Origin of the sequence: Georgenia satyanarayanai (assembly GCF_023715365.1) — a bacterium.
GTDB lineage: Bacteria > Actinomycetota > Actinomycetes > Actinomycetales > Actinomycetaceae > Oceanitalea > Oceanitalea satyanarayanai_B.
In genome coordinates this window covers 131,217-157,439 of sequence record NZ_JAMBNZ010000001.1, presented here as the reverse complement: position 1 = coordinate 157,439, position 26,223 = coordinate 131,217, and the positions used below count along the sequence as shown (strand labels likewise).

At 72.0% G+C, this 26,223-nt stretch carries 20 protein-coding genes; 14 read left to right on the top strand and 6 right to left on the bottom strand.

The features are described from left to right. The gene (locus tag M3148_RS00680; RefSeq protein ID WP_251302727.1) at positions 1-1,632 is read left to right on the top strand and encodes a thiamine pyrophosphate-binding protein; all 1,632 of its coding nucleotides are present in this window, start codon (positions 1-3) and stop codon (positions 1,630-1,632) included. Between the two features lie 26 nt (positions 1,633-1,658). Here M3148_RS00680 and arfA read toward each other — a convergent pair whose 3' ends face one another. Together arfA and M3148_RS00670 are read right to left on the bottom strand one after the other, a co-directional pair. Then, positions 1,659-3,167 carry an arabinosylfuranosidase ArfA gene (gene arfA, locus M3148_RS00675; protein ID WP_251302726.1) on the bottom strand — a complete coding sequence of 503 codons (1,509 nt, stop codon included), beginning with the start codon at positions 3,165-3,167 and terminating at the stop codon, positions 1,659-1,661. 50 nt (positions 3,168-3,217) lie between these two features. Continuing rightward, positions 3,218-4,315, bottom strand: a complete 1,098-nt coding sequence (locus M3148_RS00670; protein ID WP_251302725.1) for a LacI family DNA-binding transcriptional regulator — start codon at positions 4,313-4,315, stop codon at positions 3,218-3,220. Positions 4,316-4,492: 177 nt separating this feature from the next. On the opposite strand from M3148_RS00670, the gene M3148_RS00665 reads away from it, so the two are divergent. The 7 genes from M3148_RS00665 to M3148_RS00635 all read left to right on the top strand — a co-directional run bounded on the left by M3148_RS00665 (position 4,493) and on the right by M3148_RS00635 (position 17,928). Beyond that, positions 4,493-5,407: a carbohydrate ABC transporter permease gene (locus M3148_RS00665; RefSeq protein WP_251302724.1), complete on the top strand. Its 915-nt coding sequence runs from the start codon at positions 4,493-4,495 to the stop codon at positions 5,405-5,407. A gap of 3 nt (positions 5,408-5,410) precedes the next feature. Further along, the gene (locus M3148_RS00660; protein WP_251302723.1) at positions 5,411-6,349 is read left to right on the top strand and encodes a carbohydrate ABC transporter permease; all 939 of its coding nucleotides are present in this window, start codon (positions 5,411-5,413) and stop codon (positions 6,347-6,349) included. 47 nt (positions 6,350-6,396) lie between these two features. Beyond that, entirely contained in the window at positions 6,397-7,752 is a 1,356-nt protein-coding gene (locus M3148_RS00655; protein ID WP_251302722.1) for an ABC transporter substrate-binding protein, read from the top strand. Positions 7,753-7,877: 125 nt separating this feature from the next. Continuing rightward, a complete protein-coding gene (locus M3148_RS00650) occupies positions 7,878-9,653 on the top strand; it encodes a glycoside hydrolase family 35 protein (protein WP_251302721.1) in 1,776 nt (591 codons plus the stop codon). A 58-nt stretch (positions 9,654-9,711) separates the two neighbouring features. After that, a complete protein-coding gene (locus M3148_RS00645; RefSeq protein ID WP_251302720.1) occupies positions 9,712-12,624 on the top strand; it encodes a chitobiase/beta-hexosaminidase C-terminal domain-containing protein in 2,913 nt (970 codons plus the stop codon). A 76-nt stretch (positions 12,625-12,700) separates the two neighbouring features. Next, the gene (locus M3148_RS00640; RefSeq protein WP_251302719.1) at positions 12,701-16,570 is read left to right on the top strand and encodes an RICIN domain-containing protein; all 3,870 of its coding nucleotides are present in this window, start codon (positions 12,701-12,703) and stop codon (positions 16,568-16,570) included. A 137-nt stretch (positions 16,571-16,707) separates the two neighbouring features. Then, complete coding sequence (locus M3148_RS00635) at positions 16,708-17,928, top strand: M20 family metallopeptidase (RefSeq protein ID WP_251302718.1); 1,221 nt, start codon at positions 16,708-16,710, stop codon at positions 17,926-17,928. On the opposite strand, the gene M3148_RS00630 is transcribed toward M3148_RS00635, so the two are convergent. After that, entirely contained in the window at positions 17,904-18,353 is a 450-nt protein-coding gene (locus M3148_RS00630; protein WP_251302717.1) for a VOC family protein, read from the bottom strand. The two genes, M3148_RS00635 and M3148_RS00630, sit on opposite strands and share 25 nt — an antisense overlap. Before the next feature lie 120 nt (positions 18,354-18,473). On the opposite strand from M3148_RS00630, the gene M3148_RS00625 reads away from it, so the two are divergent. Together M3148_RS00625 and M3148_RS00620 are read left to right on the top strand one after the other, a co-directional pair. Further along, entirely contained in the window at positions 18,474-18,935 is a 462-nt protein-coding gene (locus tag M3148_RS00625) for a VOC family protein (RefSeq protein ID WP_285882781.1), read from the top strand. A gap of 74 nt (positions 18,936-19,009) precedes the next feature. Then, a complete protein-coding gene (locus M3148_RS00620; protein ID WP_251302715.1) occupies positions 19,010-20,047 on the top strand; it encodes a sigma-70 family RNA polymerase sigma factor in 1,038 nt (345 codons plus the stop codon). Between the two features lie 123 nt (positions 20,048-20,170). Here M3148_RS00620 and M3148_RS00615 read toward each other — a convergent pair whose 3' ends face one another. Both M3148_RS00615 and M3148_RS00610 read right to left on the bottom strand, forming a co-directional pair. Further along, complete coding sequence (locus tag M3148_RS00615; protein WP_251302714.1) at positions 20,171-20,506, bottom strand: YnfA family protein; 336 nt, start codon at positions 20,504-20,506, stop codon at positions 20,171-20,173. Positions 20,507-20,510: 4 nt separating this feature from the next. Next, complete coding sequence (locus M3148_RS00610; protein ID WP_251302713.1) at positions 20,511-21,353, bottom strand: SMP-30/gluconolactonase/LRE family protein; 843 nt, start codon at positions 21,351-21,353, stop codon at positions 20,511-20,513. Positions 21,354-21,420: 67 nt separating this feature from the next. On the opposite strand from M3148_RS00610, the gene M3148_RS00605 reads away from it, so the two are divergent. The 3 genes from M3148_RS00605 (at position 21,421) to M3148_RS00595 (ending at position 24,162) form a co-directional block, all read left to right on the top strand. Continuing rightward, a complete protein-coding gene (locus tag M3148_RS00605) occupies positions 21,421-22,671 on the top strand; it encodes an MFS transporter (RefSeq protein WP_251302712.1) in 1,251 nt (416 codons plus the stop codon). A gap of 146 nt (positions 22,672-22,817) precedes the next feature. Beyond that, a complete protein-coding gene (locus tag M3148_RS00600) occupies positions 22,818-23,435 on the top strand; it encodes an alpha/beta hydrolase family protein (RefSeq protein ID WP_251302711.1) in 618 nt (205 codons plus the stop codon). 58 nt (positions 23,436-23,493) lie between these two features. After that, complete coding sequence (locus M3148_RS00595; RefSeq protein WP_251302710.1) at positions 23,494-24,162, top strand: DsbA family oxidoreductase; 669 nt, start codon at positions 23,494-23,496, stop codon at positions 24,160-24,162. 10 nt (positions 24,163-24,172) lie between these two features. On the opposite strand, the gene M3148_RS00590 is transcribed toward M3148_RS00595, so the two are convergent. Further along, on the bottom strand, positions 24,173-25,099 hold the full coding sequence (locus M3148_RS00590; RefSeq protein ID WP_440136879.1) for a cation diffusion facilitator family transporter: 927 nt from the start codon (positions 25,097-25,099) through the stop codon (positions 24,173-24,175). Between the two features lie 105 nt (positions 25,100-25,204). Here M3148_RS00590 and M3148_RS00585 point away from each other — a divergent pair, with 105 nt between their 5' ends. Then, positions 25,205-26,158, top strand: coding sequence for a TIGR03557 family F420-dependent LLM class oxidoreductase (locus tag M3148_RS00585; protein WP_251302708.1), 954 nt, complete (start codon positions 25,205-25,207; stop codon positions 26,156-26,158). Positions 26,159-26,223 lie beyond the last annotated feature (65 nt).

Sequence of the window (26,223 nt, the reverse complement as noted above, 5' to 3'; positions counted from 1 at the left end):
GTGGTCCGGGTGGCGGAGGTCGTGGGCCGGACGCTCGTGGCCTGCGGGATCGACCACGTCTTCGGCGTCGTCGGCTCGGGCAACTTCCACGTGACGGGCGCGATGGTCGACACCGGTGCCCGGTTCGTCGCCGCCCGGCACGAGGGCGGGGCGGCGACGATGGCCGACGGCTACGCGCGCACGGCCGGCGCGCCCGCGGCGCTCACCGTCCACCAGGGCTGCGGGCTGACGAACGCGCTCACCGGCATCGCCGAGGCAGCCAAGTCCCGTACCCCGCTCGTCGTCCTCGCCCCCGAGGCCGTCACGCTCACCTCGAACTTCCACGTCGACCAGGAGGCCCTCGCCTACGCCGTCGGCGCGGTCCCGCTGCGCATCACCGACCCGGCCGCGGCCGCGGAGGACACGGCCGCCGCTGTCGCCATGGCGTGCCACGAGCGCCGCACCGTCGTGCTCAACCTGCCGCTCGTCCTCCTGGACGCGGAGGTCGAGGAGACCTTCCTGCCCGGGCCGAGCGTCCCGCCGCCCGCCCGCGCCGTCGCCCAGGGTGACCTCGAGCGCCTCACCTCCGCGGTGCGGGCGGCGCGCCGGCCGGTGTTCGTCGCCGGGCGGGGCGCCCGCTCCGGGCCGGCCCGTGACGCGCTCGTCGCGCTCGCCGACACGTCCGGCGCGCTGCTGGCGACCTCCGCCGTCGCCAAGGGGCTCTTCCACGCCCAGCCGTGGTCCCTCGACGTCTCCGGAGGCTTCTCCTCCCCGCTCGCCGCCGAGCTCATCGCCGGCGCGGACCTCGTCGTCGGGTGGGGCTGCGCGCTGAACATGTGGACGATGCGCCACGGGCGCCTCATCGGGGAAGGCACGACCGTCGTCCAGGTCGACGACACCCCCGAGGCGCTGGGCATGCACCGCGAGCTGAGCTTCGGCGTCGTCGGTGACGTCGCGGCGACCGCCCGCGGCGTCGACCGCCTCCTCGGCAGCCACCGCAGCGAGGGCTACCGCAGCGAGGAGCTGCGCGAGCGCCTGCGCCGGGAGCTGCGGTGGCGCGACGTCCCGTTCACCGACACCTCCGACGGCGAGCGGATCGACCCGCGCACTCTCACCTCCGCACTGGACGACCTCCTGCCGCGCGAGCGCGTCGTCGCCGTCGACTCCGGCAACTTCATGGGCTACCCGGCGATGTACCTCGAGGTCCCCGACGAGGAGGGCTTCTGCTTCACCCAGGCCTTCCAGTCCATCGGCCTGGGCCTGGCGACGGCGATCGGCGCCGCCCTCGCCCGCCCCGACCGGCTGCCCGTCGCGGCCCTGGGGGACGGCGGGGCGCTCATGGGGGCCGCCGAGCTCGACACGGTGCGGCGCCTGGGGCTGCCGATGGTCGTCGTCGTCTACAACGACGACGCCTACGGCGCCGAGGTCCACCACTTCACCGGCGAGGACCACGCGACGGTCACCTTCCCGCCCACCGACATCGCCGCCGTCGGAGCCGGCTACGGCTTCGAGGCGGTGACGGTGCGCGGGGTCGGGGACCTCGCCCCGGTCCGCACCTGGCTCGACGGGCCGCGGGACCGGCCGCTGCTCATCGACGCGAAGGTCGTCGCCGACGAGCCCGCGTGGTGGCTGGCGGAGGCCTTCGGGCACTGACGCGGGCCGTGGGCCGCCCCGGTGCGTCAACGCAGCGTGATCGCCGACCAGGATGCCGCCGGCAGCTCCACGGTGAGCATGTGCCCCTCGAGCCGGACCTCCTGAAGCGGCTGTAGCGCCACCCGCTCGGGCTCCTCCACGGTGTTGCGCGCCATGAGGTCCTCGTCGGTGAGCGTCACGGCCTCGACGTCGCCGACCGCACCGAGCGACCCCAGGTCGATCGTCAGCAGCGTCGGGGTGTCGGTGGCGCGGTTGAGCGCGAGGACGGTGGTGTGGCCGGCGGCCTCGTCGCGGGTGACGACGGTGTCGACGACGTCGACCTCGCCGTGGCGCTCGGTGGCGTACCGGTCACTGGTCAACGAGCTGCGCAGGAGCCTGCCGCGGCTCGCCCGCGAGGCGGTGGCGAAGGGGTAGAAGATCGTCTGACGCCACGCCGGCCCGCCGGGCTCGGTCATGATCGGGGCGATGACGTTGACGAGCTGGGCGAGGTTCGCGGATCTCACCCGGTCTGCGTGCTTGAGGAGGGAGATGAGCAGACCGCCGACGACGACGGCGTCGGCCACCGTGTAGCTGTGCTCGAGCAGACGCGGTGCCACCGGCCAGTCTTGGAGCCCGGTGTGCTTCTCCTCGGCGTGGTACTGGTCGCTGTCCCAGACGTTCCACTCGTCGAAGGCGATCATCATCGTCTTGTCACTGCGCTTGACGGCCTTGACGTGGTCCGCCGTGGCGACGACCGAGTCGATGAAGCGGTCCATGTTCACCCCGGAGGCGAGGAAGCTGCCGAGGTCCCCGTCACGCAGGTTGTAGTAGGCGTGGCACGAGATGAAGTCGACGTCCTCGTAGGTGTGGTCAAGGACCGTGCGTTCCCACGAGCCGAAGGTCGGCATCTCGGCGTTCGAGCTGCCGCACGCGACGAGCTGGAGGCTAGGGTCCACCTGGCGCATCGCCTGTGCGGTGCGCGCCGCCAGGCGGCCGTACTCCTCGGCCGTGGCGTGCCCGAGCTGCCACGGCCCGTCCATCTCGTTGCCGAGGCACCACATCTGCACAGCGTGCGGCTCGGGGGCGCCGTTGGCGACGCGCTGGTCCGACAGGGCGGTGCCGGAGCGGATGTTGCTGTACTCGAGGAGGTCGAGCGCCGCCTGGACGCCCCGGGTCCCCAGGTTGACCGCGAGCATGAGCTCCAGCCCGGCACGCTCGGCCCACCGGGCGAACTCGTCAAGGCCGATCTCGTTGGTCTCCAGCGAGTGCCAGGCCAGGTCCAGTCGCCGCGGACGCTCGTCGCGCGGCCCCACGCCGTCCTCCCAGCGGTAGCCGGAGACGAAGTTGCCACCGGGGTAGCGCACCGTGCTCACACCGAGCTCGCGCACGAGCGCGAGCACATCGGTCCGGAAGCCGTCCTCGTCCGCCGCGGGGTGCCCCGGCTCGTACAGACCGTCGTACACGGCGCGGCCGAGGTGCTCGACGAAGGAGCCGAACAGGCGGGGGTCGACGTCGCCGGTGCTCTCGGCGCCGATGGTGAGGTGTGCAGTGGGCATGGCCGGTCCTTCGTGGCTCGGGGACGGGGTGCTGGGGGTGGCGCTGCGGCTCATACCGGAGAGCCGGTGGACGGGGGAGCGGTGCTGGCGCGCACCACGAGCTCCACGGGAAGCAGGACGCGCTCGCTGGGGCGCTCCCCGCTGTGGATCTGCTCGACGAGCATCCGGACGAGCCGTTGGCCCACGAGCTGGAAGTCCTGGGCAACGGAGGTGAGCGGCGGCCAGAAGTAACCGGACTCGGGGATGTCGTCGAAGCCGATGACGGACACGTCCTGGGGCACGCGCAGCCCGGCCTCGTACAGGGCCCGGCAGAGGCCGAGCGCCATGAGGTCGTTGGCACAGAACACCGCGGTGACGGTCCCCGCCCTGACCTCCGCGGCGATCTGGGCGCCCAGGCGGTAGCCGGACTCCGCCGTCCAGGTGCCGCGGTACGGGGCGGGGACGGGACGGTCGGCGCCCGTGAGGACCGCACGCCAGGCGGACTCGCGCTCTGCCGCCGGCAAGGAGTCACTCGGGCCGGCGAGGTGGCTGACCGTGCGGTGGCCGAGGCCGAGGAGGTGCTGGACGGCCATCTGGGAACCCGCTGCCTGGTCGGTGGCGACGGCGGGGTGGCGCCCGGCGAAGTGCGAGTCGGACACGACGACGGGGATCTGGGGCGGGAGAGTGAGGTCCTCCGGTGTCGCGAGCTCCGCGCGGATGATGATGAGACCGTCGATGGCCATGTGGGCGAGGCCTGCCACGGCCGCGGTCACGTCATGGGACGTGGGACTGCGAACGTCCACGAGGGTGACGCCGTAGCCCTCCTGACGGGCGGCGTCGACGACGGCGTCGACGGTGCTCGACTCACCGGTACGCGCCAGCTGGTGAGCGATGAGCCCGATCGTGCGGAATGCCCCGTGCTTGAGGGCACGAGCGGCGGAGTTGGGCACGTAGCCGACTTGCTCCATCGCCGCGAGCACCCGGTCGCGGGTCTCGGGACGCACCCCGGTGTAGCCGGTCGACACGCGTGAGACCGTCTGTGCGGACACGCCGGCGACGGCGGCGACATCGGCGATCGACGGTGCCGCGCGGCGTCGTGGCGAGGAACGAGCGAGGGCCGCGGCAGGCGAGCGTTCCTCGCGCTCGGCCACACGGGTGTCGGGGCTCATGCTCTCTCTTCGGCTCGGTCCGGGTCGACGGTGACTCCGCGTCGCCTCTGACGGGTGCGGGCGGGTGGGTGTCGTTGACAGATTCTGTTCGGTGGTGTCAGAGTAGCGCCACGCGATGTTTACGTAAACATCCAGCGGAAAGAGCCGCTCGCGCGGCGGACGCACGAAGGAGTGGAGATGGCCACCACCGCAGCAGTACCCGCGGCAGCCATTCCGGTGACCCGGAAGCAGCGGCGCTCGTGGCGGGCGTGGACCTTCATCGGTCCGTTCATGGTCGTGTTCGCTCTCGTGTTCCTGGCACCGATCGCCTACTCGCTCGTCATCAGCCTCTTCCGTGACCAGCTTGTCGGAGGCTCGGTGTTCGTCGGGCTGCAGAACTACAGCCGGGCGCTGGACGACCCGCAGTTCTGGTCCGCGCTCGGCCGCGTGAGCGTCTTCCTCCTTGTCCAGGTGCCGATCATGCTCGGGATCGCGCTATTCGTGGCCATGGCGGTGGACAGTGCCCGTCTCTACGGGTCGAACGTCTTCCGGATCTCGATCTTCCTGCCCTACGCGGTGCCCGCCGTGGTGGCCGCCCTCATGTGGGGCTTCATGTACGGCACGCGCTTCGGCCTCATCGGCAACATCAACGACGCCTTCGGCGTGTCCATCCCCTCACCGCTGTCCCCGGACCTCGTGCTGCTCGCGATCGGCAACATCGTGACGTGGGAGTTCGTGGGCTACAACATGCTCATCTTCTACTCGGCGCTGCGGGTCATCTCCCCGTCGCTGTACGAGGCGGCGGAGATCGACGGCGCGGGCCAGTGGCGGGTGGTGTGGTCGATCAAGCTCCCGGCCATCCGTGGCGCCCTGGTGATCGCGACGATCTTCTCCATCATCGGCAGCTTCCAGCTCTTCAACGAGCCCAGCATCCTGCAGAACCTAGCGCCCAACGCCATCACCACGTACTTCACCCCCAACCTGTACGCCTACAACCTGTCCTTCTCCGGGCAGCAGTACAACTACGCCGCAACGGTGGCGATCGTCATGGGGCTCGTCACCATGGTCGTCGCCTACGCCGTCCAGCTGCGCGGCATGCGCCGGGAGGCATGAGCCATGGCCCTCAACGTCAACCCGAGCCCACTGGCTGCTGTGTCCGCGCGACGCCGGCGTTTGGCCACGCTGAGCCCCCGCCACCGGTCACGGGACCGCGGGCACCGGCGCAGCCCGCTGCTCACGGCCGTGACGGGCATCGTCCTGGTCTACAGCCTGGTGCCGCTGGTGTGGCTGTTCATCAACGCCACCAAGACCCAGAACAGCCTGTTCGACTCCTTCGGTCTGTGGTTCTCCGGGGACTTCGCCCTGTGGGACAACATCGTCGCCACCCTCACCTACGACGACGGCATCTTCCTGCGTTGGTTCAGCAACACCCTGATGTACGTCGTCCTCGGCGCCGGTGGCGCGACCTTCCTGGCGATCATCGGTGGCTACGCGCTGGCGAAGTTCGACTTCCCCGGCAAACGAGCGGTGTTCGCCGTCGTCATCGGTGCGATCGCGGTGCCGGGCACGGCCCTCGCCGTGCCGACGTTCCTCATGTTCAGCCGCATGGGGCTGACGAACACGCCGTGGGCCGTCATCATCCCCTCGCTCATCTCACCCTTCGGCCTCTACCTCATGTGGACCTTCGCGGCCGAGTCGATCCCCACCGAGCTCCTCGAAGCGGCTCGCATGGACGGTGCGGGGGAGTGGCGCACCTTCTTCCTCGTCAGCCTGCGACTGCTGACGCCGGGCATCGTCACCGTCGTGCTCTTCACGACGGTCGCGACCTGGAACAACTACTTTCTGCCGCTCATCATGCTGAAGGACCCGGACTGGTACCCCCTGACGATCGGGCTCAACGCCTGGAACGCACAGGCAGCCACCGCAGGCGGCGAGGCCATCTTCCACCTTGTCATCACCGGCTCCCTCCTGACGATCGTGCCCCTCGTGGCCGCCTTCCTCCTGCTCCAGCGCTTCTGGCAGTCGGGCCTGGCAGCCGGCAGCGTCAAGGAGTGAACTGCTCCCCGTTGTGCTCATTCCCCGATGAAGTGAAAGGTCACCCCATGTCCCTCACCCGTTCACGTCGTGCCGTCGCCGGCACGGCGCTCCTCACCACGGCCGCCCTCGTGCTGGCCGGATGCGGCTCCGGCGACGACGGCGCCGGCAGCGACGGCGGTAGCGGTTCCGCCGCCGGCACCGACCTCGACGCCGTCCTCGAGAAGGGCGGCACGCTCACCATCTGGGCGTGGGACCCCACGCTCGAGAGCGTGTCCCAGGACTTCATGGACCTGCACGAGAACGTCGAGATCGACCTCGTGAACGTCGGCACCGGCAACGATCAGTACACCTCGCTGCAGAACGCGATCGCCGCCGGCAGCGGCGGCCCGGACATCGCCCAGGTCGAGTTCTACGCACTGTCGCAGTTCGTCCTCGGCGAGGCGCTGGCCGATCTCACCCCGTACGGCGCAGGGGAGCTCGACAGCACCTTCACCCCCGGCCCGTGGGGCGCCGTGTCCCAGGGCGGCGGCGTGTACGCCCTACCCACCGACTCCGGCCCGATGGCGCTGTTCTACAACAAGCGCGTCTTCGACGAGCACGGGCTGCAGGTCCCCACCACGTGGGAGGAGTTCCGCGACGTCGGCCGCCAGCTCCAGGCGGTCGCCCCGGGCTCCTACATCACCAACGACACCGGTGACGCGGGCTTCACCACGAGCCTGATCTGGCAGGCAGGCGGTCATCCCTTCCAGGTGGAGGGTACCGACATCACCGTCGACCTGGCCGACGAGGGCTCCGAGACCTTCGCCGGCTTCTGGGACACGATGGTCGAGGAGGATCTGGTTGCTCCGATCACCTCCTGGAGCGACGAGTGGTACCAGGGACTGGGTGACGGTTCCATCGCCACCCTCGTCATCGGCGCGTGGATGCGCGGCAACCTCGAGTCGAGTGTTCCTGCGGCCGCGGGCGACTGGGCCGTGGCCCCCATGCCGCAGTGGGAGGAGGGTACCTCGGACACCGCCGAGAACGGTGGCAGCTCGCTCGCCGTCATGTCGGCCAGTGAGAACCAGGAGCTCGCCTACGCGTTCCTCGAGTACGCCACGGTCGGCGACGGCGTGCAGACGCGGATCGACGAGGGTGCCTTCCCAGCCACCACCGAGCACCTCCAGGCCGAGGACTTCACCAGCGTCGAGTTCGAGTACTTCGGCGGTCAGCAGGTCAACGAGGTCCTCGCCGAGTCCGCGGGCAACGTCGTCGAGGGCTGGCAGTACCTGCCCTACCAGGTCTACGCCAACAGCATCTTCAACGACTCCGTCGGCCAGGCCTACGTCTCCGGCACGACGATCGCCGAGGGCCTCGCAGCCTGGCAGGACGCGATCGTGAGCTACGGCGACGACCAGGGTTTCACCGTCAGCGCACCCTGACCCGTCCCAGGGGCGCGCGCACAGCGTGGGCGCGCCCCTTGCGCGTTCCCCCTTGCCCGCGCCCGCGGGCGACCGCCCGACGAGGCCAGGCCCCGGCCTGCCCCGGAACCATCCCAAGAGGAGCGATGAGCACCTTCGAGATCGGCCAGGAGCACTTCCTGCTGGACGGCCGCGAGCACCAGATCATCTCTGGCGCGATGCACTACTTCCGCATCCACCCCGACCAGTGGGCGCAACGTATCGCGACCGCCAAGGCCATGGGTCTGAACACGATCGAGACCTACGTCGCCTGGAACTTCCACGCCCCGCGGCGGGGGAAGTTCCGCCTCGACGGGCAGCGCGACCTGGCACGCTACCTGAGCCTGATCCAGGAGGCCGGGATGCACGCGATCGTGCGTCCTGGGCCGTACATCTGCGCCGAGTGGGACAACGGGGGGATCCCCGCGTGGCTGCTTGCCGATCCCGAGGTGCTGATGCGGCGCGACGAGCCGCGCTACCTTGCCGCGGTACAGGAGTACCTTGACGCGCTGCTGCCTGTGGTGGCCCCGCTACAGGTCGACCGGGGCGGTCCGGTGCTCATGGTGCAGGTGGAGAACGAGTACGGCGCCTACGGGGAGGACAAGGTCTACCTGCGCAAGCTCGCCGACATGCTGCGGGAGGGCGGCATCACCGTGCCGCTGTTCACCTGCGACCAGGCCGACGACCAGATGCTTACCCGGGGCGGCCTGCCGGAGCTGCACAAGACTGCCACGTTCGGCTCCCGCAGCCTGGAGCGCCTGCAGGTCTTGCGCCGCCACCAGCCCTCCGGTCCGCTCATGTGCATGGAGTACTGGAACGGCTGGTTCGACGCGTGGGGCGAGGACCACCACGTGACGGATCCGGACGGCACGGGCCAGGACCTGCGCGAGCTGCTGGAGTCGGGCGCCTCGGTCAACCTCTACATGGTCCACGGCGGCACGAACTTCGGCTTCACCAACGGGGCGAACGACAAGGGCAGGTACCGCCCCACGATCACCTCCTACGACTACGACGCACCGATGGCCGAGGACGGCGCACCGACCGCCAAGTACGACGCCGTGCAGGACGTCATCCGCACCCACCGAGGGCTGCCGGCGGAACCGGTGGCGCGCCGTGCGGCGGCCCCGAGCCTGCACGTGGCCGCCCCGGCTACGACCGTGGCGCTGTGGTCGCTGGTCGACCGGCACCTGAACTGGCAGGAGCACGAGGAGGCACCCACCCACGAGCAGATCGGCGCGCTGTCGGGCTTCTCCTGCTACCGCACCCAGGTCGACCTCCCGGAGGGGGCCCTGCTGACCATCGGAGAGGCCCGCGACCGCGTGCAGGTCTTCTGCAACCGTGAGCCCGTCGGGGTTCTGGACCGCGCCGAGGGTGGTCGTGCGCTCGCCCTGCCCGCTGGCGACACGACCACGCTGGAGCTCGTCGTCGAGGACCAGGGCCGCGTCAACTACGGCCCCCGCATCGGGGAGCCCAAGGGCGTCATCGGCCCTGTCCTCCTCGACGGCGAGGTGCTGCGTGGCTGGCGCGCCGCCGCGCTTCCGGTCGACGAGTGGGCCGCGAGCATGACGAGTGGTCAGGAGGGGGCCCCGGCCCGCCGTACCGCCGGTCTGCCGGGACCGTCACTGTCCCTGTGGCGGCTCGACGGCCTGGCCGCAGCCGACCTGTTCCTCGACACCTCCGGTCTCGGCAAGGGCCAGGCCTGGTTCAACGGCTGGAACCTCGGCCGGTACTGGGGCAAGGGTCCGCAGGAGACCCTGTACGTCCCGGCTCCGCTCGTGCGGCAGGACCACAACGCCCTCGTGGTGCTCGAGCTCACGGGGGGGCGCGACGCCGCGGCCCGGTTCGTCGCCGGACCGCGGTGGTCGACGACCACGGCCGACTGAACCGTCCGCGTCCGCGTCCGCGCCCAGACCCAGCACATCCAGCAGCGAAGGATCAACGATGACCATCAGAGCGCGACAGCGCACGCGAGTGGCGAGAACGGCCGTCCTCACGGGGGCGCTCCTGCTCGCCCCAGGCCTGGCGGCCACCGTGCCGGCAGCCGCCGAGGACGTCCCCGCGGCCGTCGTCGAGGACGTCGTCGTCGCGACCCACACCGGCGACCTCCCCGATCTCCCGACCGAGGTGGAGGTGCGGACGGTCGGAGGCGACGTGGTTGCGGCGCCCGTGGAGTGGCTCACCGAGGGCCTGACCTTCGCCCGCCACTACAGCACTGTCGTCGTGCCTGGCATGGTCGACGACATCCTGCCCGTGACCGCGCGGGTCCCGGTCGTGCCCGACGACACCGTCTACTTCATCGACAGCGGGATGGAGGCTTCGACCCCCGAGTTCGAGGCCACGGCGCAGCTGACCGAGCTGCACAACGCCGTCGCGGACCAGCAGGCGCAGGACGGTGGCTGGGGCTTCGTCAACGACGGCGGTTCCTACGTCGCCAAGCGCGCGGGCCAGCTCGCCGACAGGGACGAGACCGGGCTCTACGCGCTCGGCAACGGCTCGAGCTCGCGGCCGATCGTCTACCGGTTGCCGCTCGCCGCCGGGACCTACACGGTGACCTCCGGCTACCGCGAGTGGTGGAGCGGTCCGCGGCACATGCGGGTGAGCGTCGTCGCGCCCGACGGCGAGACGACGGTCATCACCGAACGCCTCACCGTCCGCAGCGGCGGTTCTGTCGCGGACCGCACGAGGATGAGCTCGGGCGTGGTGACCATCGAGCAGGACGGCGTCGCCGAGTTCCGGGTCGAGGTCGCCGAAGGCTCTGAAGCGCCGGTCATCGGCTGGCTCGCCGTCGCCGCCGGCGAGGTCGACGTGGACGTGGCCCCGCTCGTCGTCGCCCGGCCGAGCGTGCTGCCCGGCGGCGGTACCTACGCAAGCCCGCAGACGGTCGAGCTGGCGACGACCACCGATGGTGCCGCCGTGTACTACACCACTGACGGCACTACGCCCTCGGTGCTCAACGGCACCCGCTACACCGGGCCTTTCACGCTCAGCTCCACCGCGACGGTGCGTGCCGTGGCGGTGGTGGACGGGGTGGCCAGTGACCCGCTCTCGGCGAGGTTCACCATCGCTCCCGTGCCCGACGGGGGCTACCAGAACGTTCCCGTAGGACAGCCGTGGTTCGACACCGACGGCAACTCGATCCAGGCCCACGGCGGGGGCTTCCTCGAGCACGGCGGCTGGTACTACTGGGTGGGCGAGAACAAGATCCATGACTCCGCGGTGTTCCGCTCGGTCAACCTCTACCGGTCCCAGGACCTGAAGAACTGGGAGTTCGTCAACGAGATCCTCACGCCGGAGAGCTCGCCCGAGCTCGAGGACGCAAAGGTCGAGCGACCCAAGCTCGTGTACAACGAGGCGACTGACACCTTCGTGCTGTGGGGGCACTGGGAGACAGCGGACAGCTACTCCGCGTCCCACCTGATGGTGGCCACCAGCGACGAGATCGGCGGTGACTACACCTTCGTGCGTCACTACCGACCAGGGGTCGGTGAGGTCAGCACCGAGCACGCTGATCCCACCTACACCGGTCACGACGGCATGTGGGGCTACGGCTCGCGGGACTTCACGGTGTTCAAGGACCCGGACAGCTCTGCCGCCTACCTCGTGTCGGCCGAGGACCACGAGAACATGAGGGTCTACCCCCTGACGGACGACTACACCGACGTCGACTGGCGCAACTCCTACCAGCTGTTCCAGGGGGCCCACCGTGAGGCGCCGGCGGTGGTCAAGGCGGGGGACGTCTACCTGGCGATCACCTCCGGCCAGTCCGGGTGGCACCCGAACCAGTCCTACTACGCCACGACCTCGGACATCTCCGACCCCGACGGCTGGTCGGACCTCAGGCCGCTGGGCAACAACACGACGTTCTACAGCCAGCCGACGAACATCATGCTCCTCGAGGGGGAGGACGGCGAGCACGAGTACATCTACATGGGGGACCGCTGGAACCGTCATGCTCTTGGCTCGTCCACCTATGTGTGGCTCCCCCTCGAGGTCGACGGCGAGGACGTCTCGCTTGCCTGGCGTCCGGAGTGGAACTTCGACACGGATGCCGGGACCGTGTCCTACCCCGACGTCGTGCTGGTGTCCGAGCGACGGCCCGTCCAGGCACCCGAGGCCTCGCAGGACTACCCGGCGAGCGCCGCGAACGACGGCGTCGACGTCAACGTCAACCGGGTGGGTGACAGCAGCAACTACTACCTGCCGCCGTCGGTGCCCTTCAGCTGGACCGTGGACCTGGAGGACCAGCACGACCTCGACCGCATCGACGTGGCGTTCCGCAGCTACAACGGCTCGGAGACGTACAGCGAGTTCACGGTCTCGGGAAGTGCCGACGGACAAGAGTGGGTCCAGCTGGTCGACCGCTCCGCCAACCGGGAGGTCGGTTTCGCCAGCGATCCGCTCTCTGGGAAGTACCGGTACGTGCGCGTGGACGTGAGCAACGTCGTCAACGACCACAACGGGAATGCGGCCGCGTGGGCCGCGGGCCTTGTCGAGGTACAGGTCTACGCCGACGTCGAGGCGCCGGACCCGACCGAACCGGACCAGCCGGGTGAGCCCGGTGAGCCGGGTGACCCGACAGTTCCGGGCGAGCCGACGGAGCCGGGCGACCCGACCGAGCCGGGTGAGCCTGGTGAGCCGAGCGAGCCGACCGACCCGGCGGACCCGGGCGAGCCGACCGACCCGGCCGGCCCCGCTGACACGGCCGAGCCCACGGCGCCGGTCGACGGCGCCGACGGCGAGCGACTGCCGAGCACGGGAGCCGGCGCGGCCCTGCTGGTGGTCGCCGGCACCGCTCTGCTCCTCGGGATCTTCGCCCTCATGGTGCGCCGGCACTCCCTCCCGACTCAGCGGTGATGCCGGCGGCCTGGCCGCTCGACAGAGACTTCCCGGCGCCTTGGCGCCACATCGACGACGAAAGGAAGGATCGAACATGACGACGATGCCACGATGGCGCAGGGGGGTGGCGCTCGGTGCGGGCGCAGCCCTCGTCGCCGGTGGTGCCCTCGCGGTCGACGCCGGCTCGGCGCCCACCGCGCAGGCGGCGACGGACGGGGTCACCGTGACCCCGAACCCGTGGTACGCCGGGGCGCCCTTCGAGGGCTGGGGGACCAGCCTGGTGTGGATGGCCAACGCGACCGGTGGCTACCCCGACGAGCTGCGCGAGGAGCTGTACCAGGCCGTCTTCGGCGACGACGGCATGAACCTCAACATCGCGCGGTACAACGTCGGTGGCGGCCACGCCTCTGACGTCACCGACTACCTGCGCCCCGGCGGCGCCGTCGAGGGCTACTGGGCCGAGGACACCACCGGTGACCTCTACGGAGCCCCGACGACCGTGGAGAACCGCGCCGCGGTGCTCGACGCGTGGGACCCGGACAACCCGGAGCACTACGACCTCATGGCGGACCCCACCCAGCGCTGGTGGGTCGAGCGACTGGTGGAGGACGAGCGGATCAGCCACTGGGAGGTCTTCGCCAACTCCGCGCCGTACTTCATGACGCAGAACGGCTACGTCTCCGGCGGCTTCAACGGCAACGACGAGAACCTCAATCCGGCGGCGATGGACAAGTTCGCCGGCTACCTCGTCACCGTCGCCGAGTTCCTCGAGGACGAGTACGGCCTCGACGTCGCGACCATCGACCCGTTCAACGAGCCGAACACCAACTACTGGTCCACCCAGCTGGGCCCGGACGGCAACCCGACGGGAGGCCGCCAGGAGGGCATGCACGTCGGCCCGGAGCGACAGGTCGACATGATCGCCGCGCTCGACGAGCGTCTGGAGACCGCTGAGACGGACGCCGTCATCTCCGCGATGGACGAGACGAACCCCAGCACCTTCGCCCGGAACTGGAACGCCTACACTCCCGAGGCCCGGGCCGCCGTCGAGCAGATGAACGTCCACACCTACGGCACCGGTGACCGCCGGGTCGTGCGCGACCTCGCGAAGTCGGCCGACACGCGGCTGTGGCAGAGCGAGATCGAGGGCAACTGGTACAACAACGGCTTCAACCCGGCGGCCATCGAGAACGGCCTCGGCATCGCCGAGCGCATCCAGAGCGACCTGCGCGAGCTCGAGCCGGGCGCCTGGGTGCTGTGGCAGCCGGTCGAGGACCTCTACAACATGGAGTCGACCGGGGAGAACCTCAACTGGGGCTCCGTCTTCATCGACTTCGACTGCGCTCCCGGCGAGGACGGCGTCTGGCGCTCGGCCCGCCGAGTGGCCGACGCCGACGGCGACCTCTCCCAAGTCCCGGAGTGCGAGATCATCGTCGGATCCAAGTTCGCCGCGGTCCAGCACTTCACCCACTACATCGAGCCTGGTGACCGGATCATCGCGACCGACTCCACCGCGGCCACCGCGGCCGTCTCCGAGGACGACGAGAGCGTGACCCTCGTCTACCGGAACACCGCCGCGGAGGCGCGCGACCTCACCGTCGACCTCACCCGCTTCGCAGAGGTCGCGCCGGACGCCACCGTCCGCACGGTCACCACGACCCAGGGCACCGAGGCCGCCCCGCTCGCCAACGCGCTCGTCGAGGGTGCGCCGCAGGCCGTCTCCGGTGACGCGGTCACCGTGGAGGTGCCGGCCGAGTCCCTCACGACCGTCGTCATCGACGGCGTCTCCGGCGTGGCCGACGACGCCGCCCCCGTCACCGACGGCGGCACCTACCAGCTCGTCGGCGTCCAGAGCGGCAAGCCGCTGAGCGTCGGTGAGACCCACGCGACGGTCATCCGGTCCAGCGCGACCACTCCTGAGAAGGTGGCGGACCAGCTCTGGACCGTCCACGAGGCTCCGTCGGACGTGCGTTCGGACGTCCGTCCCTACGTGCTGACGACGGCGGACGGTCGCGTTCTCGGGGCCACAGCCGCCGGCACGGACCTGCGGGACATCTCTGTCGAGGAGGCGCAGACGACGAGCCAGGCCCGGTGGATGCTCACGACGGAGGACGGCCGCACCTGGTCCCTCGTCAACGAGGCGCTCAGCCAGGCCATGGAGGTCAACGGGCAGTCCACCGCGGACGACGCCCAGGTGGGCACATGGAGCTCCGGCGGAGGAGCGCACCAGCGCTGGACGGTGCGCGACACTGCCGCGACCGGCAGCCAGCAGGTGGAGGCCAGGACCCTGGCCGGCATCGCGCCGACCCTGCCGCAGACGGTCGTCCCTACCTACGCGTGGGGCACCGGCCAGCCGGCGCCCGTCGTGTGGGACCTGCCCGGTGCGGACGTCTGGGAGACCACGGGCGAGGTCGTCGTCACGGGGACCGCGACCGACGTGTACGGCAACGAGGTGGCCGCGCAGGCGGTCGTCGTCGTCGGCGGGCACACGATCACCGACCCGGTGTCCGTCACCGTCCGGACCGGGGTGAGCGTCGAGGCGGTCGCCGGCGCGGCGCCGCAGACCGTGCCCGCACGGACGGGCGCCTCGCTCATCACCTTCCCGGCGGACGTCGTCTGGGACTTCACGGACGTGACGGCCGAGGACCTCGCGGAGGTCGGCGTCGTCACCGTCCCCGGCTCGGCGCAGTCGAACGACCCCGACGTCGAGCTGGACGCGACCCTGTCCGTCATCGTCACCGAGCCGGCGCCCTTCAACATCGCGCCGCTCGACTCGACGTCGGTCTCCGCGACCTTCACCGAGCCGGGCTACGACGTCAACAAGACCCGTGACGAGGTGCTCGGTGACAAGGCCTGGTCGAACTGGAGGAGCGGGACCAAGAACGCGTCCGACACCTTCACCTACGAGTTCGACGAGGTGGAGGACCTGCACGCCGCGACGATCCACTTCTACCGCGACGGCAGCCACCTTTCGTGGGCACAGAGCGTCTCGGCCGAGTACCTCGACGCCGACGGCACGTGGCAGGCGGTCCCCGGCTACGAGACCCCTCAGCCGGTCGTGGCGCCGGAGGACGGCACCGCTCCGGTCGTCACCCTGGACCTCTCCGACACGGCCGGGACCACGGGACTGCGGGTCGTGATGAACGCCCCGGAGAACACCCACATGATCGTCTCCGAGGTCGAGGTCATGGCGATGGGACCGGGGGTCGCGTCCGTCGCGGACCTCGCCGCGCTGCGCGTCGACGGGACGTCGGTGCCCGGGTTCGCCCCCGACGTCACGGAGTACTCGGTGACCGTGGAGGGTGAGCGCCTGCCCGTGGTCACGGCCTTCGCGGTCGACGAGGCCGCCACCGTCGAGGTGGTCCAGCCGACCGCCGAGAGCCCCCGCGCCGTGGTGAGCGTCGTGTCCGCGGACGGTGAGGTCAGCCGGGAGTACACCGTGGACGTTGAGCGGCAGCTTGTGCTCACGCAGCCCCAGCTCGTCGGAGAGGTCGTCGAGGGCCGGGTCGTCACCGCTCACGTCGAGTCCAACCCCGCCGACGCGGAGCTCACCTACCGGTGGCTGCTCGACGGCACCGTCCTCGAGGGCGCGAGCAACCCCTGGCTGCTCCTCCCGGACGGCACCGCCGGCTCCTCGGTCCAGGTGATCGTCCGCGCCGCCGCGGACGGGTTCCTCCGGGCCGAGGCCGCCTCCCAGGAGTACGTCGTGGCTGCCGCGTCGGCCGGGACGCCCGGTGAGGACGACGGCGGCTCGACGCCGCCTCCGGGCGACGGCGGAACCGGTGAGGACCCGACGCCGGGCACCCCGGCGGACGGCGAGGACGGCGCGGCCGACGAGGACGAGAAGCAGGGCGGCGCCCTGCCATCTACCGGCGCCGGTGACATCGCTGCGCTCCTTCTCGTGACCCTGTTCCTGCTCGGTGGAGGCACGGCGCTCGCGCTGCGTCGCCGGAGCACGAGCTGAGGAGCTCGCGGTAGTACGGAGGGGCCGGTGGTACGCCACCGGTCCCTCCCGCGTCCCGCCCAGTCGCGCAGCGGAGGCCTTCGGGCACTGACGCCGACCGTGGGACGATTGCCGTACCCACGTCAGCAGGAGGACCGATGGATCGCGCAGAGCTCGCGACGTCCGGCGGCACGCGCGCCGCGATCGCGCAGGCTGTCACCCGCCACGCGGAGGCCGCGGTCTCCCTGGCCCGCGCGATCCACGAGTGGCCTGAGCAGGCCTTCACCGAGCACCGCGCCGCCGCCGCCATCACCGCGTTGCTGGCCCGGGAGGGCTTCGCCGTGAGGCACGGGGTGGCCGAGATGCCGACCGCCTTCACCGCCACCGTGGGGGAGGGGCCGCTGACCGTCGCGATCTGCGTCGAGTACGACGCCCTGCCGAACGTGGGCCACGCCTGCGGGCACAACCTCATCGCGGGCGCCGGCGTGGCCGCCGCGCTCGCCCTCCAGCCGGTGGCCGCCGAGCTGGGGCTGCGCGTCGTCGTCGTCGGCACGCCCGCCGAGGAGCACGGCGGCGGCAAGGTGCTCCTCCTCGAGCGCGGCGTCCTCGACGACGTCGACCTCGCCCTCATGGTCCACGCCCTGCCCACCGGCCACGGCTTCAACCCCCAGGGCACGACGACGCAGGCCGTGGGCCGCTACCGCGCCACCTTCAGCGGGCGCGGCTCCCACGCGGCCGCCGCGCCGCACCGGGGGATCAACGCGGCCGACGCCGCCGTCCTCGCGCAGGTGGCCATCGGGCTGCTGCGCCAGCAGATCCCCGGGGACCACCGGGTCGCCGCCGTCGTCGCGCACGGCGGGGACGCGACGAACATCATCCCCGAGACCGCCATCGTCGACTTCGAGTGCCGCGCCTTCACCATGCCCGAGTACGAGAGCCTGCTCGAGCGGGTGCGCCGCTGCTTCGAGGCCGGGGCGCTCGCCACCGGTGCGACCCTCCAGGTCGCGCCCACCGAGCCGGTCTACGAGCCCCTGATCCACGACGACGTCCTGTGCCGCCACTGGGCCGGGGCGCTGGAGACGCTCGGCTACGACGCCACCCCGGGCAGCGGTCCGCGCGGCGGGTCCACCGACATGGGCAACGTCTCGCGCGTCGTCCCCTCGATCCACCCGTGGGTGAGCCTGCCGAACACGGAGGCGCCGATCCACACTGCCGACTTCGCCCGCGCCGCCGACGAGGACGCCGCCTACGACACCATGCTCGACGCCGGGACGGCGATGGCCCTGACCGTCGCCTCCGTGGCGGCGTCGGAGGAGGACGTCGCCGCGCTGCGCGCGCGGAAGGGCGAGCTCGCTCAGGCGGCCGCCGGAGCCATGTAGAGCACCTCCCAGATGTGGCCGTCGGGGTCGGTGACGGCCGCGCCGTACATCTCCTCGCCCTCCGGGCCGGTCAGCTCGGTCGGCTGCACCGGGTAGGTGTGCCGGGCGCCGCCGTGGGCGAGGGCCGCCGCGACGAAGGCGTCGGCCTCCTCCCGGGTCTCCATCGACAGGCAGCTGATGAGCTGGGTGGTCGCGCGCGGGTCGGCGACGGGCGTGGTGACGAAGTCGGCGAAGCGCGTGTGGTCCAGCGCCATGACGAAGATCGTGGGGGAGACGACGACGCACAGGCAGTGGTCGTCGGAGTACGTCTCGTTCACCCCGAAACCCAGGCCGGTGTAGAAGCGGCGCGTCGCCGCCAGGTCCCGCACGGGCAGGTTGACGAAGATCATGCGGTCCATGGCGGTGTCCTCCTCGGCGGGCGGCACCGTGCCGCCTCACCCATGACCGACCCCGGCCGCCTCCGGAACTCGTCCCCGGCGCGGGCGATGAGTTTCGCCGTCGTCGTCGGTCGGTAGCGGGGAGGAGAGGAGCGCCCCGTGCCCGAGATGAGTATCTGCCTGTGGTTCGACACCGAGGCCCTGGAGGCCGCGGAGCTCTACGTGTCCGTCTTCCCCCGCTCGGAGGTCCTCGAGGTCGTGCGGTGGGGTGAGAACAACCCGGCGCAGGCCGGGAAGCCCCTGTCGGTGACCTTCCGGCTCGACGGGCGCGACTTCGTCGCCCTCAACGGCGGCCCGGGACGCCCCTTCACCGAGGCGGTCTCGATCATGGTCGGCTGCGCGGACCAGGCGGAGGTCGACCACTACTGGTCGCGCCTGCTCGAGGGCGGCGGCCGGGAGGCGAGGTGCGGCTGGCTCGCCGACCGCTACGGGCTGTCGTGGCAGATCGTGCCCACCCGGCTGCTCGAGCTCATGAACGACCCCGACCCGGCACGCGCCGGCCGGGTGGCCGCCGCGATGATGGGGATGGTCAAGATCGACCTCGCGGAGATCGAACGGGCGGCCGCATGAGCAGCGTCGTCGGCACCCGTCGGACTAGGCGCGGAGGGATGACAGCCCCCGACGGCGGGCTCTACCGTCGGGGGATGGCCGCCTCACAGACCGAGCAGCCGACGACGGCGCTCGCCGACGCGCCGCCGCAGCGCCCGTCCGCCACGGCGGGGGACGTCGCGGAGCTGCTCGAGCCGCTGCGCCGCGAGATCCTTGCCCACTGCTACCGGATGACCGGCTCGGTGCACGACGCCGAGGACCTCGTCCAGGAGACCTACCTGCGGGCCTGGCGGGCCTACCACGGCTTCGAGAACCGCTCCTCGCTGCGCACCTGGGTGTTCCGCATCGCGACGAACGCCTGCCTCACCCACCTCGAGGGCCGCAAGCGCCGCCCGCTGCCCACCGGCCTGGGCGCGCCGGCCGCCGACCCGCACGACCAGCCGCACCCCGAGGCCGGCGTCTCGTGGCTCGAGCCGATGCCCGACGACCTCCTGTGGTCCCAGGGCCAGCCCGACCCCGCGGCGCAGGCGGTGAGCCACGACAGCGTCCGGCTCGCCTTCGTCGCCGCGCTCCAGCACCTCACGGCCCAGCAGCGCGCCGTGCTCCTCCTGCGGGACGTGCTCGCGTGGCGGGCGCGGGAGGTCGCCGAGGCGCTCGACCTCACCGTGGCCGGGGTCAACTCCACCCTGCAGCGGGCGCGCGCCCGTCTGGCGGACGTCGATCCGCAGGAGCCGCCGCGGCTGCCCGACGACGAGCGCCGCAGGGCGCTGCTGCGCGCCTACGTCGCGGCCTTCGAGGCCTACGACGTCGCCGCGATCGTCGACCTCCTCGCCGCCGACGTCGTGTGGGAGATGCCGCCCTACCCCGAGTGGTACCGCGGCGCGCGGGCGGTCGGCACGCTCATCAGCAGGTGGTGCCCCGCGCAGCGGGCCGGCGACATGCGGATGCTGCCGACCTCCGCCAATGGCGAGCCCGTCCTGGCCCTCTACATGCGCGAGGACGACGGCGTGCACCGCGCCTTCCAGCTCCAGCACGTCGTGCCGGGGCCGGACGGCGTGGCCCGGGTGACGGCCTTCTTCGGCCCCGAGCTCTTCGCGCACTTCGCCCTCCCGCCGGAGCTGCCGCCGAGGTAGTCCCGTCCTCTCGTTCGCACACCTGGTACTCCGGAGACGTGCCGGACGTGCGTCGAGACGCCCGGGTGTGCGAACCAGGTGCGAGGGGTCGGCGGGGGCGAGGGGGTGGAAGTAGCGCCGGGGTCAGGTGGGCCTGGGGGCGTACATGATGACGGCGACGCCGGCGAGGCACAGAAGTGCGCCGGTGACGTCCCAGCGGTCGGGGCGGAAGCCGTCGACGACCATGCCCCACACGAGCGAGCCCGCGACGAACACCCCGCCGTACGCGGCGAGGATCCGCCCGAAGTTCGCGTCCGGCTGCAGCGCGGCGAAGAAGCCGTAGATCCCCAGCGCGACGACGCCCGCGCCGATCCACACCCACCCGCGGTGCTCCCGCACGCCCTGCCAGATCAGCCAGGCACCGCCGATCTCGAAGAGCGCGGCCCCGCCGAACAGTGCGACCGAGCGCAGCGCGTCCACCGGCTCAGCCCGCGAAGGGCAGGACCGGCAGCCCGGGCACGTCCGCCGCGGCGGCGTAGATCGAGCCGGCGCCCGGGGTGTCGTCGCCCTCACGGGAGGTAGTGACGAACAGGTCGGTGAGGCTGGGCCCGCCGAGGGTGCAGGCGGTGACGCCGGGGACCGGCACCTCGACCGTCTCGAGCAGCTGCCCCTCGGGGGAGTAGCGGCGGACCTGCCCGGCGCCGTTGACGGCGACCCACAGCGAGCCCTGGGAGTCGACGACGAGACCGTCGGGCACGCCGTCGTCGTCCTCGAAGGAGACGAGCCGGCGTCGCCCGCTCAGCGCCCCGCCGTCGACGTCGAACACGTCGATGCGGCCCGGGCCGCTGTCGGCGTAGTAGGCGAGGGTGTGGTCGGGGGAGAAGCCCAGGCCGTTGGAGATCGACACGGGGTCAAGGACCACCTCCGTGCCGCCGTCGGGCATGACGCGGTAGAGGCGCCCGCCGTCGTCCGAGCCGTCCCAGGCCATGGAGCCGATGTAAAGGCTGCCGTCGGGGGCGGCGCCGCCCTCGTTCATCCGCTCGTTCTCACGGTCGGTGAGGTGGATGGAGCGGGTGGGCTCGGCGGTGACGTCGTCGGCCAGGGCGATGCCCTTCTCCGTGGCGACGACGTAGCCCCCGTTCGCGCGTGGGCGCACCATGGCGGCGACCTTGCCGACGGTGATCCGGTCGACCTCGCCGTCGTCACGCAGGGTGAGGACCCCGCCGGCCAGCATGTCGACGAAGCGCAAGCCGCCCCACTCGAGGGACCACACCGGCCCCTCGCCGTGGAAGGTGACGACGTCGGTGATTCGCTCCACGTTTCGCATGCCGCCAGTCTTCCTGACGTCGCCGCCCCTGTCAGGGCGGGCCCACGCCAGGGGCTACCGTGGCGCGGTGAAGCACCGCCTGCTCGACGTCCGTCCCCTGCGCGTGAGCCGGGCGTACCGGCGGCTGTGGGTGGGGACCTCGCTCTCGGCGGTGGGCGGGCAGATCGCGTCGGTCGCCGTGCTCTTCCAGGTCTGGGAGATGACGCACAGCCCGGTGTGGACGGGCGCGGTGGGGCTCGCGCGGGCCGTGCCGCTCGTCCTGCTCGGGCTCGTGGGCGGGGCGCTCGCCGACTCCGTGGACCGCCGCGTGCTCGTGCGGTGGACGATGCTCGCCCAGCTCGTCGCCGCCCTCGGCCTTGCCGCCCAGGCGCTGCTGGGCGCGAACTCCCTCGGCCTCCTGCTCCTGCTCGTCGCCACCCAGGCGGGCTTCGGGGCGCTGGGCGCCCCGGCCCAGCGCACCTTCCCGGTCCGGCTGCTCGGCCGCGAGCTCGTCGCCGCCGGGATCGCCCTCCAGCACCTGAGCTTCCAGGCCGCGATGCTCGTGGGGCCGGCGCTCGCGGGCGTGGTCCTCGGGCAGTGGGGACTGACCCCGGCCTACCTCGTCCAGGCGGTCGCCTCCCTCGCCGCGCTCTACGCCGTCGTGCGGCTGCCCGCGATGCCGCACACCGGGGCGCCGAGCGGACGTGGGCCGCGCGCCGTCGTCGAGGGCATGCGGTACATCGCGCGCAGCCGGGTGGTGAGCGGCCTGTACGTCACCGACCTGGTCGCGACCCTGCTCGCCATGCCGATCGCCCTGTTCCCCGTCATCAACGAGGAGCGCTTCGGCGGGAACCCCGAGACGCTCGGGCTCTTCCTCAGCGCGGTGGCGGTCGGCGGCGTGGTCGCCGGCTTCGCCTCGGGCACCGTCACCCGCTCCGACCGGCCCGGCGCGGTCCAGCTGTGGGCGGCCGGGACCTGGGGCGTGGCGCTGGCGGTCTTCGGGCTCGTGGGGCCGCTGTGGTCGGCGCTCGCCGCGCTCGTCGTCGCAGGGGCGGCCGACACGGTCTCGGTCATCTCCCGCGGTGCCGCGGTGCAGCTCGCGACGCCGGACAGCCACCGTGGTCGGGTCACCTCGGTCGAGCACGTCATCGGCGTGGCCGGGCCGGAGATCGGCAACTTCCGCGCCGGTGTGGTCGCCGGCGCGACGAGCGCCGCCTTCGCCGCCACGTCCGGCGGGCTCGCCTGCCTCGTCGGCATCGTCGTTGTCGCCGCGACGAACCGCGAGCTCCGCCGCTTCCGCATCAGCCGCGACATCCCCGTCCCCGACGACGCCACGTAGCCCTCGCCGCCCCAGGCCCTCCGTCGCCGAGCGCCGGATTCCTCCTGGGCCGGGGCGGAGAAATCCGGCTCTCGGCGCGGGGGGGCGAGGGGGAAGCGGGGAGGGGGGAGGGGGGCGAGGGGTGGGCGCGCGCCTACGATTGGGGGATGAGCGGCGAGACCCTCGAGATCGAGACGACGCACGGGCCGGCGCGGGTGCACCTGCACCGCGCCCGGGACGCCCGCGGGCTGCTCGTGCTCGGCCACGGCGCCGGGGGCGGGGTCGAGGCGCCGGACCTGCGCACCGCGACGGAGGTCGCGACCGGGCTGGGATGGAGCGTCGCGCTCGTCGAGCAGCCCTACCGCGTGGCCGGGCGCCGGGCGCCAGCGCCCGCGAAGCAGCTCGACGCCGCGTGGACCGACGTCGTCCACCACCTGCTCGCCGGCCCCTGCGCCGGCGTGCCGCTCGTCGTCGGCGGACGCTCCTCGGGTGCGCGGGTCGCGTGCCGCACGGCCGAGCCGCTCGGCGCCGTCGGCGTCCTGTGCCTGGCCTTCCCGCTCCAGCCGCCGGGCAAGGCAGAGCGGCCCAGCCGCCTGCCCGAGCTCGAGGGCGCGGGCGTGCCGACCCTCGTCGTCCAGGGAGAGCGTGACGCCTTTGGGATGCCGCCGGAGGGGGCGGGCCGGAGCGTCGTCGTCGTCGCCGGGGACCACAGCCTCAAGAAGGACCACCCCGCCATCGAGGGGGCGGTCCGCACCTGGCTCACCACGCTGGCGCCGTCGTCGTGAGATGCCCGCTCGCCCGAGCCGGGTGAGACTCGTCTGGAAGCCGACGAAAGGACGTGCCATGCCCATCCACGTGGAACCCGGGACGATCGTGCTCTACTCCGACGTCGCCTGCGGGTGGGCCACCCTGGCCCTGCACCGCTTCTACGCGGCCCGCGCCGAGGCGGGCCTGGAGGAGGAGGTGCGGGTGGACCACCGCCTGTTCCTCCTCGAGGACGTCAACGCCTTCCCGCTGCCGCTCGATTTCGTGAGCGGCGAGGTCCCCGTCTTCGCCGAGCTGGCCCCCGACTTCGGGTTCCAGCGCTGGCAGGGCAAGGACGCGGACTGGCCCGTCACCAGCCTGCTCGCCAACGAGGCGGTCCACGCCGCCAAGGCCCAGGGCCCCGCCGCCTCGGAGGAGCTCGACCTCGCGCTGCGGCGGGCGCTGTTCGCCGAGAGCCGCACGGTGAGCATGCTCCACGAGATCCTCGACGTCGCCGAGTCCTGCCCCTCCGTCGACGCCCACGCGCTGCGGGAGGCGCTCGACGACGGCCGCGCCCGCGGGCACATGATGCGCGACTACCGCACCAACCGGGACGCCGTCCAGGGCAGCCCGCACTTCTTCCTCGCCGACGGCACAGACGTCCACAATCCCGGCATCGAGATGCACCTGGAGGACGACGTCCCCGTCGTCGACAGCGACGACACCGAGGCGATGGCGCGTCTCGTGCGCCGCGCCGCGGGCCGCTGACGACGGCTGCTCACCGCGGCGCGGCCGGGTCGCTGGTGCTCGAGACGGTGACGACCGCCTCGAGGACGAACGGCAGCTCCTCGAGGCGCCGCTCGAGGACGCGCAGCCGCTCGGCGACGGTGTGCTCGGACTCGTCCCCGCGCAGGTCGACGCCGGCCACGAGGTAGACCGTGCGCGGTCCGACGAACTCCATGTGGAGGTAGTTGACGCCGTCGACGTCCGGCATGGCGAGCATGAGCCCGCGCACCTGGTCCCGCAGCTGGGGAGCCGCGGCCACCCCGACGAGGAAGCGCCGGTTGCGGTCGATGAGGACGACGGCGACGACGCCGAGCAGCACCCCGACGAGGATGGAGCCGACGGCGTCGGGGACGTGCGAGCCGGTGAGGTCGTGGGCGAGGATCCCGCCGAGGGCGATGAGGATGCCGACGAGCGCAGCAGCGTCCTCCGCGAAGACCGCGCGCAGTGTGGGGTCGGAGGTCTGCAGCGCGTGGTCGAGCACCTCGCGGTGCGCCTCGGCAGCCTCGCGCCGGGTCTGGCGGAGCGCCTGGAGGAAGGAGATGCCCTCGAAGACGAAGGCCAGCCCCAGCACGATGTAGGCGACGAGGAAGTCGGACGCCGGTGCGGGGTGGAGCAGCTCCTGGACGCCGTGCGTGATCGACACCGCCGCGCCCGCCACGAAGAGACCGAGCGCGGCGAACAACGACCAGACGTAGGCCTCCCGGCCGTGGCCGAGCGGGTGGGCAGCGTCGGGCCGACGGCGGGAGCGGCGGTCGGCGATGAGGAGGAGCACCTGGTTGCCGGTGTCGGCCCAGGAGTGAGCGGACTCGGCCACCATCGAGGCCGACCCGGTGATGACGGCGGCCGCGGACTTCGCGAGCGCGACGAGGGCGTTGGCCCCCAGTGCGACGAGCACGGTGAGGTTCACGCGGCTCAGCATGGCCGCGGCCGCCCGACGGCGCACCCCGGCAGGCCTCCGCGTGGCCGGCTGCCGAGAGCTGTGCCACCGTGAAGGATCCTGCCGGAACCGACCGAGGAGACCGTCATGAAGCTCGGCTACAAGCTCGCCGCGGAGGCCTACGGGCCGCAGGAGCTCATCCGCCAGGCCGTCCGCGCCGAGGAGGTCGGCTACGACTTCGTCGAGATCAGCGACCACTTCCACCCTTGGCTCGACAACCAGGGTCACAGCCCCTTCGCCTGGTCGGTCCTCGCCGCCATCGCCGCGCGCACCGAGCGCATCGGCCTCGTCACCGGCGTCACCTGCCCCACCTTCCGCTACCACCCGGCGATCATCGCGCAGGCCGCGGCGACGACGGCGCTCATCTCCGACGGCCGCTTCACCCTGGGCCTGGGCTCGGGCGAGCGGCTCAACGAGCACGTCGTCGGCAAGCCGTGGCCCTCGGCGACGGTGCGTCAGGCCATGTTGCGCGAGGCCTTGGAGATCATCCGGCTCCTGTGGCAGGGCGGCTACCAGAGCTACGACGGGCGCCACCTCCAGCTCGAGGACGCGCGCATCTTCGACCTGCCCGAGGAGCTGCCGCGCATCGCCGTCGCCGGTGGCGGCCCGCAGGCGGCACGCCTGGCCGGAGAGCTGGCGGACGGGCTCTTCGTCACCGAGCCCGACCCCTCGCTCGTCGAGGCCTTCCGCGACGCCGGCGGGGACGGCCCGCTCTACGCCGAGGCGCCGCTCGCCTACGCCGCCACCGAGGACGAGGCTGCCGCGCACGCCCTGGAGACCAGCCGCTGGGCGCTCACCGGGTGGAAGGTCATGTCCGAGCTGCCCAATCCGGTGAACTTCGACGCCGCCGCGGCGACGGTCCGTGAGGAGGACGTGCGCAAGCAGTTTGCCTGCGGGCCCGACGTCGAGCGGCACCTCGCGACGATCCGGCAGTTCACCGACGCGGGCTACGACCACGTCGTCACGATGAACGTCGGCCCGGACCCGGACGCCTTCCTCGACTTCTTCGGCTCCGAGCTGCGGCCGCGGCTGCTGGGCTGAGATCCGGCGCGGCTGGGCCTCGCTACTGCCTGGCCGTTCCCGCGGTGTCAGACCCGCTGGGTAGA